At 44.0% G+C, this 12,574-nt stretch carries 13 protein-coding genes; 12 read left to right on the top strand and 1 reads right to left on the bottom strand.

All coding sequences use genetic code 11. The features are described 5' to 3' along the window. Window positions 1-140 precede the first annotated feature (140 nt). The 3 genes from GNF10_RS03450 to folE all read left to right on the top strand — a co-directional run bounded on the left by GNF10_RS03450 (window position 141) and on the right by folE (window position 3,001). A complete protein-coding gene (locus GNF10_RS03450) occupies window positions 141-1,121 on the top strand; it encodes an acetyl-CoA carboxylase carboxyltransferase subunit alpha (RefSeq protein ID WP_185586002.1) in 981 nt (326 codons plus the stop codon). 354 nt (window positions 1,122-1,475) lie between these two features. After that, a complete protein-coding gene (locus tag GNF10_RS03445; protein WP_185586003.1) occupies window positions 1,476-2,201 on the top strand; it encodes an SDR family oxidoreductase in 726 nt (241 codons plus the stop codon). A 92-nt stretch (window positions 2,202-2,293) separates the two neighbouring features. Further along, window positions 2,294-3,001: a GTP cyclohydrolase I FolE gene (folE, locus tag GNF10_RS03440; RefSeq protein ID WP_185586004.1), complete on the top strand. Its 708-nt coding sequence runs from the start codon at window positions 2,294-2,296 to the stop codon at window positions 2,999-3,001. 84 nt (window positions 3,002-3,085) lie between these two features. Here folE and GNF10_RS03435 read toward each other — a convergent pair whose 3' ends face one another. Continuing rightward, window positions 3,086-3,718, bottom strand: coding sequence for a phosphoribosylanthranilate isomerase (locus GNF10_RS03435; protein ID WP_185586005.1), 633 nt, complete (start codon window positions 3,716-3,718; stop codon window positions 3,086-3,088). A 111-nt stretch (window positions 3,719-3,829) separates the two neighbouring features. Between GNF10_RS03435 and psaK (GNF10_RS03430) the strand changes: the two genes are divergently transcribed. The 9 genes from psaK (GNF10_RS03430) to proC all read left to right on the top strand — a co-directional run bounded on the left by psaK (GNF10_RS03430) (window position 3,830) and on the right by proC (window position 12,536). Beyond that, window positions 3,830-4,084, top strand: coding sequence for a photosystem I reaction center subunit PsaK (gene psaK / locus GNF10_RS03430; RefSeq protein WP_109010963.1), 255 nt, complete (start codon window positions 3,830-3,832; stop codon window positions 4,082-4,084). A 265-nt stretch (window positions 4,085-4,349) separates the two neighbouring features. Next, on the top strand, window positions 4,350-4,628 hold the full coding sequence (gene psaK, locus GNF10_RS03425) for a photosystem I reaction center subunit PsaK (protein WP_185586006.1): 279 nt from the start codon (window positions 4,350-4,352) through the stop codon (window positions 4,626-4,628). 258 nt (window positions 4,629-4,886) lie between these two features. Beyond that, the gene (locus tag GNF10_RS03420) at window positions 4,887-6,083 is read left to right on the top strand and encodes a site-2 protease family protein (RefSeq protein WP_185586007.1); all 1,197 of its coding nucleotides are present in this window, start codon (window positions 4,887-4,889) and stop codon (window positions 6,081-6,083) included. A 335-nt stretch (window positions 6,084-6,418) separates the two neighbouring features. Next, window positions 6,419-7,789, top strand: a complete 1,371-nt coding sequence (gene der / locus GNF10_RS03415) for a ribosome biogenesis GTPase Der (protein ID WP_114080909.1) — start codon at window positions 6,419-6,421, stop codon at window positions 7,787-7,789. 176 nt (window positions 7,790-7,965) lie between these two features. Continuing rightward, window positions 7,966-8,886 carry an energy-coupling factor transporter transmembrane protein EcfT gene (locus GNF10_RS03410; protein WP_185586008.1) on the top strand — a complete coding sequence of 307 codons (921 nt, stop codon included), beginning with the start codon at window positions 7,966-7,968 and terminating at the stop codon, window positions 8,884-8,886. Window positions 8,887-9,679: 793 nt separating this feature from the next. Then, on the top strand, window positions 9,680-9,958 hold the full coding sequence (gene pipX, locus GNF10_RS03405) for a transcriptional coactivator PipX (protein ID WP_012408389.1): 279 nt from the start codon (window positions 9,680-9,682) through the stop codon (window positions 9,956-9,958). Beyond that, the gene (locus tag GNF10_RS03400) at window positions 9,955-10,623 is read left to right on the top strand and encodes a YggS family pyridoxal phosphate-dependent enzyme (protein ID WP_185586009.1); all 669 of its coding nucleotides are present in this window, start codon (window positions 9,955-9,957) and stop codon (window positions 10,621-10,623) included. Before pipX ends, GNF10_RS03400 begins: the two co-directional genes overlap by 4 nt. A 382-nt stretch (window positions 10,624-11,005) precedes the next feature. Then, window positions 11,006-11,611 carry a cell division protein SepF gene (locus tag GNF10_RS03395; protein WP_114080912.1) on the top strand — a complete coding sequence of 202 codons (606 nt, stop codon included), beginning with the start codon at window positions 11,006-11,008 and terminating at the stop codon, window positions 11,609-11,611. A 106-nt stretch (window positions 11,612-11,717) separates the two neighbouring features. Next, a complete protein-coding gene (proC, locus tag GNF10_RS03390) occupies window positions 11,718-12,536 on the top strand; it encodes a pyrroline-5-carboxylate reductase (protein WP_185586010.1) in 819 nt (272 codons plus the stop codon). Window positions 12,537-12,574: the final 38 nt, after the last annotated feature.

Below are 12,574 nucleotides of genomic sequence, written 5' to 3'. Positions count from 1 at the left end.
CATTGGTCATTAGTCATTTGTCCTTGGTCATTAGTCATTGGTCATTTGTTATTTGCAAAGGACAAAGGACAAAGGACAAAGGACAAAGGACAAAAGGCAAAGGATAGATAACTTATAACTCGTAATTGATAAACCCTACGATGGCAACTACCGAGCGTAAACCGCTACTGTTAGATTTTGAAAAGCCCCTAGCAGAACTTGCAACCCGAATCGATCAAATTCGGCAACTTGCAGAAGAAAATGGTGTCGATGTTTCTGGTCAAATTCGTCAACTAGAAGCACGCGCCATGCAACTACGTGAGGAAATTTTTACTAGTCTATCGCCTTCCCAGCGATTACAAGTCGCTCGTCATCCGCGTCGCCCCAGTACTCTCGATTACATTCAGGCTATTAGTGATGAATGGATGGAATTGCATGGCGATCGCTGCGGTGGTGACGATCCGGCTTTAGTTGGTGGTGTTGGTCGTCTTAGTGGGCAACCTGTGGTGATGTTGGGTCATCAAAAAGGTCGTGATACCAAAGACAATATTGCCCGTAACTTTGGAATGCCTTATCCTGGCGGCTACCGCAAGGCGATGCGGTTAATGGAACATGCCAATAAATTTAGTATGCCGATACTAACTTTTATTGACACGCCGGGAGCTTGGTCTGGGGTAGAAGCAGAACACCAAGGTCAAGGAGAAGCGATCGCTTACAACTTACGGGAAATGTTCTGCTTAGATGTGCCAATTATCTGCACAGTCATTGGTGAAGGTGGTTCCGGTGGCGCACTCGGTATTGGCGTAGGCGATCGCCTACTCATGTTTGAACACTCCGTTTATACCGTCGCCACTCCCGAAGCCTGCGCCGCCATTTTGTGGAAAGATGCTGGCAAGGCTCCCCAAGCCGCCGTGGCTCTGAAAATTATTTCCCACGACCTGAAAAAATTGGGAATTATCGACCAAATACTGCCTGAACCCACTGGTGGCGCTCATTCCGATCCTTTAAAAGCTGCTACCACTCTCAAGCAAGTTCTGCTAGAAAATTTGGACGAACTCAATCGTTTAACCGCTCCAGAACGCCGCCAACTGCGTTATGAAAAATTCCGCAAAATTGGTGTTTTTACAGAAGTTGCCCACTAACGGCACTGCATAATGATTGATTAATAAAGCAGAAATGCTATAATTGCCTATGTGCTTAAAGATTTTTAACAATCTAGCCATAGGCATTTGTATGTTTGGTAAACCTACTCAATTTGATTGAGTAGCTTTTGTGTTATTAAGTAATTTAATTTCAGTGTCCGGCGTGGTTTTCCAGGCAATAATTTGTTGTCTTCACTGTTGAAACCCACAATACGCCTACTATTGCACTGAATCATAGCAGTTGCTTAATTGAAATCATCAAATTTTTAGGTTCCTTTAATCTATCCAAACCAAGAAGTGTGAATAATTGGGTGGTAATAGGCTTTGGGAACTGCCAAAAAATTGGGAGACACCATGAGTGTTGAGCAAAAACGACGCGCCCTAATTACAGGGGCAAGTAGTGGAATTGGGAAAGCAACGGCTTTAGCCTTTGCGAAAGCGGGAATAGATGTCGCCTTAGTTAGCCGTTCTTTGGATAAGTTGGAGGCGGTAAGAGAAGCAGTCGAGCATACTGGGGTGGAAGCGAAAGCTTACGCTGTAGACTTAGCGCGGCTCTCCGAAGTCAAAGAAAATATCCAAGCGCTCGCCCTTGACTTTGGCGATATAGACATTCTGGTAAATAATGCCGGCATCGCCTATACAGGCAATTTGAGCGAAACCCCCTTAGAAGACTGGCAGCAGGTAATTGACTTGAATCTTACCAGCGTGTTTCAGTGCATTTTAGGAATTTTACCTTCAATGCGCGATCGGGGCACGGGCACAATTATCAACGTCGCTTCAATTGCCGCCAAACAACCGTTTCCCGGTTGGGGAGCATACAGCGTCAGCAAAGCTGGTTTGATTGCCCTCTCTCAAACCCTCGCACAAGAAGAACGCACCCACGGCATTCGTGTCACAGCTATCTCTCCTGGCGCAGTCAATACCGAACTTTGGGACACAGAAACAGTCCATGTCAACTTAGACCGTTCTAAGATGTTAACCCCAGAAATAGTGGCTCAGTCAATTCTCCACACAGTTCTGTTACCACAACAGGCAGTTATAGACGAATTGACCCTGATGCCCAGTGCTGGCGCACTTTAATTTCTCCTTTGTCATCAGTCCTTTGCAAATAACCAATGTACTAATGACTAATGACTAATGACCAACTTTCAAAACATAACCAAGACTGAATCATGACTATCGCTAGTTCCAACGGTTCCAATTACTCTCAATCGCCTCTGATTCCTGACTTGGCAGAAGCCATAACTCCTAGACCCGATCGCAATACGAATAACGGGCGACAAGCTGATGTGTTCCCGCCAAAAGAGGAACATATAGAGGAAATGAAGGATGCAGTGCGGAAAATAATATTGGGCGTTGGCGAAGATCCTGAACGCGAAGGACTCCTCAAAACACCAAAGCGAGTGGCCGAGGCAATGCGGTTTCTTACCAGTGGCTACAACCAATCCCTTGAAGAACTAGTTAACGATGCCATCTTTGATGAAGGGCATAACGAGATGGTACTAGTCCGAGATATTAATTTCTTTAGTCTGTGCGAACACCACATGCTGCCATTTATGGGTAGAGCGCACGTTGCTTATATCCCCAACCAAAAAGTTGTAGGACTGAGCAAACTGGCCCGCATTGTTGAGATGTATTCCCGTCGCTTGCAAGTCCAGGAGAGGTTAACCCGCCAAATTGCTGAAGCAATCCAGACCATTCTAGAACCTCGAGGCGTAGCCGTTGTGATGGAAGCTAGCCACATGTGTATGGTAATGCGAGGCGTACAAAAACCAGGTTCTTGGACTGTCACTAGCGCAATGGTTGGCGTGTTCCAAGAAGAGCATAAAACCCGCGAAGAATTTTTTAACTTGATTCGCCATCAACCAGCGTTCTTTTAAGGAATGGGGAATGGGGAATGGGGGTATTATGTTATTCCATTTTCTTGCTTCCCCTGCTCCCCCTGCTCCCCTTCTCCCTGCTCCTTATTCCCTATTCCCCAATTTCTCAAACAACTTGGTTACTTTATCTAAATCCTTATCTCCAGGTGCGCGTTCTACACCACTAGATAAATCAACACCACTGGGATTAACCTGACTTAAAGCTTCCAGAATATTATCTGCTGTTAATCCCCCAGCTAAAAACCAAGGGCAATTGGGGTTAAATTGCTCTAATATTTTCCAATCTAAGGTTTTACCTGTACCACCAAGTTGTTCGGGATGATAGGCATCCAGTAGTAAAGTATCTACGTATTTTGTGTAATCAGCCGCCGTGCCCAGATGCTCAAGACTACGAATTCTAAGTGCTTTAATAATTTCTACATTTGGTAAAGCTTGGCGTAATTGGTAGCAAAAATCTGGTAACTCATCCCCGTGTAACTGAACCCCCGTCAACCCAGAATCAACAACTATCTGGCTGATTTCAAGAATACTAGCGTTGGCAAAAACTCCAATTGTGTCAATATTTGCTGGGAGTTCTGCCACGGCTGCCCGAATTTGGGATGTAGTCACGTAGCGAGGGGAGTTTGGTACACAAATAAATCCTAGTGCTGTTGCGCCCAGAGAAGCGATCGCTAGAGACTGCTGTGGTTGAGTAATGCCGCAAATTTTAACGCGCATGAATATTTAATAGATTTACAATAATCATCAAGAAAGTCTAAACTATCCGAAAAACTTTTGTGCCTTGGTAATTTTATAATTTTGTAGGTCTACATTTTAGGAGACAAAAGCTTGATTTCATCTATTTTACTAGCAGCCCAGGCAACTGTTCCCGCAACACCTGCGTGGAATCCTACAGTCGGCATCATCATCAGCATCAGCAGCTTAGTAATGGTTCTACTAAGTACTAGGATCGAAAAACCGCTAGTTGGCCCCAAGTTCCCCATCCTGCCGATTAGTATTCCAACATTCGTTGCAGCGATGGCTTTTGGTCATATTGTTGGCGTTGGTATCGTTTTAGGACTGACTAACATCGGTCGTCTGTAGTTTTGCGACGATCGCGGCGTTGCTTGTAACGCTGCGATCAATACAAAATTCCTGAAAACGATTTTAGTTCTTTCTCCAGCAAGGTAACTCATAAGCATCAGCCAGTTAGCCTCCGTGTAGTAAGCCTAACTAAGGGGGGAGGCATTAACCTTCCCCTTGAGGGACGATCCAACTGCTTGATCAGAGGAGGATTTATATGGCTTTAGAGACGGGATTAATCCCCTCTGTAAGGCTTATTGAGTTAATTAATGCAGGAGAAAGAACTATGATGTCATCAATTTTATTAGCAGCCCAAGCCACTTTACCCAAAACTGGCACAGGATGGAACTTGACTGAAGCTGGAATTATTACTGGCGCTTGTCTATTATGTCTTTTGATTATTCCTCGGACAATTCGCTATCCTCACGTTGGGCCTAAGATGCCTTTGCCCTTTCCGTCGCTGTTCAATAATCCCAGTGCTGCTACATTCCTCGCCGCGATGAGCGCCGGCCACCTGATCGGCACTGGTACCGTCTTAGGATTGAGTAATCTCGGCATTATCTAAATTAAATTTATATTTTTTCCACATAACATACTCAAAAAGCGGACATGGTGAGCAAGGGGCAGGGAGATCAGGAGAACAACCCAATTCCCAATTCCCAATTCCCAATTCCCAATTTTAGGGTTTTGCTCACAGGCATTAATTGTCTATTCTAGAAATAAGAGCATTTTGGAACTCGGCACTACCAAATTGATGCTCAGATATATACGCAAGTATTGCTGTATAGGAACTACTGGCGATATCTAGTTTTAGGACAATGTAATGCAAACAAATTGGAAAATTGGGTCTTTATTTGGAATTCCCCTGTTTTTAGACCCGTTATGGTTTGTGATTTTAGGGTTGGCAACCCTTAACTTTGGGGTAGCTTACCAGGAATGGGGGACTGCTATAGCTTGGAGTGCTGGAATAGTTATGGCACTGCTGCTATTTGGTTCGGTGTTGCTACATGAGTTGGGTCACAGCTTGGTAGCCCGATCGCAAGGTATTAAAGTTAATTCAATTACTCTGTTTCTGTTTGGCGGGATTGCTGCTATTGAAGAAGAATCTAAAACTCCTTTCAAAGCCTTTCAAGTAGCGATCGCTGGGCCATTGGTGAGTATCATACTATTTTTCCTGCTCAGTCTGGGAGTTTTTGTAATCCCTGATACTAGTCCACTCAGTATCATGGTTGGAGATTTGGCGAGAATTAACTTGGTGGTAGCACTATTTAACATGATTCCTGGTTTACCTCTAGATGGAGGGCAAGTGTTAAAAGCAGCACTATGGCAAATAACAGGTAATCGTTTTCAAGCCGTACACTGGGCTGCTAGGGCTGGGCAAATTTTGGGTTATGGTGCGATCGCTTTAGGATTTGTTGTAGATTTTTTGACAAGGGAGTTAGCACTTGGTTTGTGGATTGCGCTGTTAGGTTGGTTTGCTGTCCGCAACGCTAACACATACGACAACATGACTACGTTGCAGGAAAGCCTACTTAAAGTGGTGGCGGCTGATGCGATGACTCGTGACTTTCGGGTTATCGATGCTGACCAGACACTGCGCTCCTTTGCCGATTTATACTTGTTGGAAACCGCTCCTTCACAAGTTTATTTTGCTGCTTCTGATGGACGTTACCGAGGTTTGGTTTCCATTGACGATTTTCGTCTAACCCAAAGGAGTGAATGGGAAACCCAAACCTTACACAGCATTGTGCATCCCCTAACAGAAATACCCACTGTTGCTGAAGCAACGACCATAGCTGAGGTCATTAACAAGCTGGAAAATGAGCAGTTACCTCGAATTACTGTACTTTCTCCTGCTGGTGCTGTAGCTGGTGTAATTGACCGAGGTGATATTGTGCGAACATTGGCACAAAAGTTAAATTTGCGGCTCACAGACGCAGAAATCAAGCGGATAAAAGAAGAAGGTAGCTATCCGCCTGGATTGCAACTGGGAGTAATAGCGAAGTCAATTGCAAATTAAACGTCATATCCTCGTCATAGTTTTGCAATAGATTTGTCAAAAGCTTGTGTGATATTGAATTTGGTATTTGGTTACAAAATGCTTTTTTTGGGTAAGAGGTAGGATTTCCTACCTTTTTTATTTTTTAAACTAATGTGAATTTGAGCAACCTCGCCCTGTCTTGAACTAAAATTCAAGCTTTTCCCTCTCCGTCTCGGAGAGGGACGGTTTTACGTAGTAAAACCAGGGAGAGGTTTCTTTGGCATCGCTTCAGATTATGGGAAAATTAAATTAAAACTTAAAGTGAGTAAAATGTAAGTACATGATATACTACGTCTCTCACTTACCCTGGTTTTATGGCACTGCCAATTGTTGCAATTATCGGACGCCCAAATGTGGGCAAATCCACCCTGGTTAATCGACTCGCCGGGGAACAAACGGCGATTGTCCATGATGAACCGGGAGTGACACGCGATCGCACTTACATGCCAGCTTTCTGGAATGGTCGCGAATTTTTAGTCGTAGACACTGGTGGATTAGTCTTTAATGATGATACCGAATTTCTACCACTGATTCGCCAGCAGGCAATGACAGCCCTGGCAGAAGCCTGCGCCGCAATTTTTGTCGTAGATGGCCAAACAGGTCCCACATCGGCAGACCAAGAAATTGCCGAATGGATGCGTCAACAACGCGTACCTGTGCTACTAACTGTAAATAAATGTGAATCTCCTGACCAAGGCTTAATGCAAGCTGCCGAGTTTTGGGAATTGGGTTTGGGCGAACCATACCCCATCTCCGCAATTCATGGTAGTGGCACAGGAGAGTTACTCGACGAGTTAGTTAATCACATACCTGCTGTTGAAGACATCCCAGAAACTAATGAAATCAAAGTAGCAATTGTGGGTCGCCCAAATGTGGGCAAATCGAGCTTACTCAATTCTTTTGTCGGCGAAGAAAGGGCAATTGTCAGCCCAATTTCCGGCACAACCCGCGATGCTATTGATACCGTCATTGAACGAGAGGGACAAACCTACCGCTTAATTGACACCGCCGGCATTCGCAAAAAGAAACACATAGAATACGGTACAGAATTCTTTAGTATTAACCGTGCTTTCAAAGCGATTCGTCGCGCTGACGTGGTTTTATTAGTACTAGATGCTGTAGATGGAGTCACAGAGCAAGACCAAAAATTAGCTGGGCGGATTATCGAAGAAGGTCGAGCTTGCATCATCGTCGTTAATAAGTGGGATGCTGTCGAAAAAGACTCTTACACAATCTACGACTACGAAAAAACTCTGCAATCACGGTTACATTTTACCGAATGGGCAGAAACAATTTTTGTGAGTGCTTTGTCAGGGCAACGGGTAGAAAAAATTCTAGAGTTGGTGAAAACGGCGGCTGAATCACACAAACGGCGTGTCAGCACATCAGTTATTAACGAAGTCTTGACAGATGCCGTTAGCTGGCATTCACCGCCAGCATCCCGTGGTGGTCGTCAGGGCAAGATTTATTATGGTACACAAGTAAGTAGCCAACCACCAACGATCGCACTATTTGTCAATGATTCCAAACGCTTCAATGACAACTATCGGCGGTACATTGAACGTCAATTCCGTCAACAGCTAGGATTTAAAGGCACGCCAATTATTTTACTGTGGCGCAGTAAAAAAGTCCGTGATGCCGAAATTGGTAATGTTAATAGAGCAACTCGCGTCAAATTAAGTTAACAGACGCGATGAATCGCGTCTGTACAAGAGTTATGAGTTAAAGTCAAAATTGCTTGCTAACTATACAACCCTATCGACTAGAGTTTGATAGCGGCAGAAGATAGAAAGTTATGAGTTTAAGTCAAAACTCCTAACTCCTTACTCCTAACTCCTTACTTTTAACTCTTAACTCTAAAATGGATTTATTGCGATCGCTGCCACTTGGACTTTATTTAGAACAACCCCAAACTTGGCTGCATAAAATCGATCCGCGAGTCAAGTTCGCCTGGTTGATGAGCTTTTTAACAAGCTATGTTTTAGCTAACAACTTTTGGCGGGTGCTGCTGGTAGTACTGTTGATTATTGCCACCTTGATTGCTAGGATTCCCCGGCGAGTATGGCAGCAACAAATGGGCTGGCTATTAATGCTATCGTTTTTTGTCTTAGCGATCGGAGCCATCAGTCCTGATGGAATGGGTGTAGATTATCAACCACGCCTGCCAGCTAATGAACGAATATTAACCCCGCAAGCAGTCTCCAAGAATATTGTTCCAGAGCAAGCAAGTAATAACAAAAAATACAACTATGTGCTATTGCAGAAAGGCCCAGTCAAAGTAACTCGCCGCTCCTTGGATTTGGCAGTACGGCTGAGTACAATTATATTTACCGTAATTTATAGCACCAACCTCTATCTGCTAACAACTGCACCAGAAGAAATCACATCTGGCATAGAAAGCTTAATGCAACCCCTACGACGCTTCAAATTGCCTGTCACAGAAATTGCTTTAACTTTAACCTTGTCCTTGCGCTTTATTCCTCTAGTTTTAGAAGAAGTGCAAAACTTATTTCGCTCTGTGATGACAAGGGCAATTAATTGGAAAAAGCTGGGATTGAAAGGAGGCTTCAAAGTATGGATGACAGTCGCAGAGAGATTGTTAGAAAATCTGCTCTTACGAGCCGATCAAATGGCGAATGCAATGATGGTGCGGGGTTTTACCAGTCCCAACGAGCATCGAGTGCAATGGCACGACTTACGATTCAAAGGGCGTGACTGGCTTGCTATTGCAACTTTAATTGTATTTTGGGGAATACGGCTAGCTATAGGAACTCAGGTCTAATTTGTACCGAGAAAATGGTAAAAGGTAGTATTTTCTTTTCGCGCTTTTCCATCTCCCCTTCACATACGCTTGATTAGGTTGTCTAGACTACGATGTGGTATGGGAAATTGAACAGTTATCCCGCCAGAAAATTGATCCCATACCATTTTACGTAGCTTTTTAGTTGGAATCAGATTGTTTTCCTGTTTTAGATTGTGTGCAACAAGTTTTTGGCTAGCTGCCCAGTGTGCAAGTGGGTGCGGGAAGTGTCGCAGACAGCGATCCTGAATAAAGAATGGTATGAATCTCTGCACAAAGCCCAGGCACAATTGACAATGCTGAATAGGTAATAGTTTTCTTTCTAGTCCCCAATGCCCAATTCCCACTTCAGTTAGCTATTTTGTGCCATTTAGCAATAGTTGTGGCAGTATGGAAAGAAGTTGAAAAGTTCGCTGTTGCCGTTGGGAGCTTCAAAGGGTGTTTTCCCTTGCTACGTCGAACTTTTAACAAGAGGATCAGGACTATCTTGTACCTTGTTCCGACAGATTGGTAAATTGAAGTCACCAAAGCAGATGGTGATGTTTCTCAACCAGCCTCTACTCTCTGAATCCACGCTTTGCGGCTTCTGTTGTACCATTTCGCTTCACTACCACTAGCTTCATCTGCCAATTAGAAACTAGATCAAGGTCTTCGTAACCGCAGTTTTGCATTTTAAGCAAATATTCTGACGAATGTTGGTATTATCGTCTGAATGTTTGTAATTCACTGCGAAAAGATATATATACTCCCACCTTGACTACACCTTGACTCTTAAATGAATCCAGAAAACGCAGAAACTTACATAAACCATCCAACTTGGGGTTTACTCTACAAAATCTGTATGGTTGATGAAACCCAGGATTTGTTCACCACACTTTATGCCCAGCGCCTGTTTTTTTTGGTCGCAAATGACGTTAAAGGTGTCAAATTCCAGCCAATAGGACGGACTGAGGCGAGAATGATGTTGGAAAATCGCTTACGTACTCTGCGGCGCAGTGGACATTCTCAGGAGTACGATCAGCTTCAAAGTGTTTTCCAACGCACCTTCCAATGAACAGTTCGATTTCCGAACGTATTGTTTCCATTCGTTCCTCTCTACCAACTTCAGTCAAATTGATTGCTGTTAGCAAACAAGTTTCTGCCCAGGCCATTCGGTCTGCATACTCCGCAGGGATTCGTGATTTTGCAGAGAGTCGCATCCAAGAAGCTGCCAGCAAACAAGCCGAGTTGCAAGACTTACCGGATATTACCTGGCACTTTATTGGACATTTGCAAAGCAATAAAGCCAAAAAAGCCATCGAACAATTCCCTTGGATTCACTCCGTGGACAATTTGAAGCTGGCACAGCGCTTAGATCAATTAGCCCAACAGCTAGGAGTGAGTCCCCAGGTTTGCCTGCAAGTCAAAATTCTCCCCGATCCCAACAAGTCTGGTTGGAGTATGGCAGAACTTTTGGCTGATTTACCCATACTCGATCAATACAAAAATTTACAAATTCAAGGTTTGATGACAATTCCACCTTCAGGATTAAGCGATCCGGAAATTTTGAATGTGTTTAATCTCAATCGTGAGCTGGCAAAGAAAATCCAGGAGCAAAACTGGTCGCACATAAAAATGCAGCAACTATCTATGGGTATGTCAGGCGACTACGAACTGGCAGTGCAAGCAGGCGCAACGATGGTACGATTAGGAACAATATTGTTTGGCGATCGCTCTTAGCCCTCTAACGTCAGCTTTCCAGGTCAGTATTAATAGAGATCAGGGTTTGATGACAAGAATTTTGTAAGAGACTGGTGCAATTAGAAACAAAGGATATAGTATTGACAAGAGCAATCGCCAAGGGAAAATGGGGTATAAAGAACTTTCCTTCGGATAAACCTTAGGATATAATCTTGACTCATTATTATGTTTAGGCGATGCACAGACCTTTCCAATAAGTGTCAGTTCATCGCCAAAACCCGTAGTATGGGCTACAAATAGCAATATACTTGCTGAAGTATCCACTCATGTAGCGTAGTTTACTACCGTAGGCATCGCTCCTATCTCAATAAATCCTAAGCCAAGTCAATACGGCTATTCGCACCAGGAGAGTACACAGACAATGAACAACATCTTTTCCAAACTCAGAGACTTTGTAGGTCTAAATGAGCAAGTGGAATACGAATATTACGAAGAAGAACCAGAAACAGATAATAATAATTACCAAAATCTGTATCAGCAAGAAAATCCCCAACCCCCAGCCCCACAAGAGAGCGCAACCGCTCAGAATCGACGCTGGCGGGAACCAGTGCCTACAATGGGAGATGATATCGCAGCAGGTTCAAAGCCAATGGGGAATGTGATTGGTATGCCAGGAGCAATTAACGGAATTTCGGAAGTTTTAGTCCTCGAACCACGCACCTTTGAAGAAATGCCCCAGGCAATTCAAGCGTTGCGAGAACGGAAGTCAGTGGTATTAAATCTGACAATCATGGATCCAGACCAAGCTCAACGAGCAGTAGATTTTGTTGCAGGTGGTACTTACGCACTAGATGGACATCAAGAGCGCATCGGTGAGAGCATCTTCTTGTTTACACCAAGCTGTGTCCAAGTTAGCACCCAAGGTGGCGTTCTTCATGAAGTACCACAACCGCCAGCACGTCCTTCTCGGCCTACAGGTTCTCCAAATCAAACCTGGGGCAACGAAACTAACCGGATGGCACAATAGAGTTAAATTAGTTGTTAGTCCTTTGTCCTTTGTCATTTATCTCGGGTTTTGATCGTAGTGACAAATGACAAACGACAGAGGACTAATGACAAATGACTAACGATCAATGACTATAAAATTTGGTTTAATTGGTGGTGGGGTAATGGGAGAAGCGCTCTTATCCCGCCTTATCGCGCGTGGAATTTATCAATCATCAGAAGTCATAGTTAGCGAACCGCTACCTTCACGCCTAGATTTTTTGCAACAGCAATATGGTGTTGCTGTGACAACAGATAATAGTGAGGTTTTCACACAAGCCAAAGAAGTTGTATTTTTGGCAGTGAAACCACAGGTGTTCAGCGCGATCGCTCAAGAATTAGCAGATATTGATATTATTAATAGAGAACAATCACCCCTAATAATTTCCATATTGGCGGGTGTGCCCTTAAATCAGCTAGAAGCTGCATTTGTGCAATTGCCAGTTATTAGAGCAATGCCCAACACCCCAGCCACTGTGGGAGCAGGAATTACCGCTATTTGTTTAGGTGCATATACCAATACCAAGCATCACCAAATAGCACAACAAGTTTTTTCTGCTGTGGGCGAAGTTGTGGAAGTCTCAGAAGGGCTGATGGATGCAGTTACAGGGCTATCTGGTAGCGGCCCCGCTTACGTGGCGCTGCTAGTAGAATCACTTGCTGATGGCGGAGTATCCGCAGGTTTACCTAGAGCAATTGCCAATCAATTAGCATTGCAAACCGTACTGGGAACAGCGAAACTGTTGTATGAAACTAAAATGCACCCAGCAGAACTTAAAGATCGCGTTACCAGTCCTGGTGGTACAACCATTGCGGGAATTGCCAAGCTAGAACAGGCAGGATTCCGTTCAGCTTTAATTGAAGCAGTGAAAGCTGCCACAGAGCGATCGCAAGAACTGGGAAAATAATAAAGAGTCATTAGTCATTGGTCATTTGTGAAAAACTA

The organism is Nostoc sp. UCD121 (genome assembly GCF_014222285.1).
Taxonomy (GTDB): Bacteria; Cyanobacteriota; Cyanobacteriia; order Cyanobacteriales; family Nostocaceae; genus Nostoc.
This window is presented reverse-complemented; position numbering and strand designations above follow the sequence as displayed.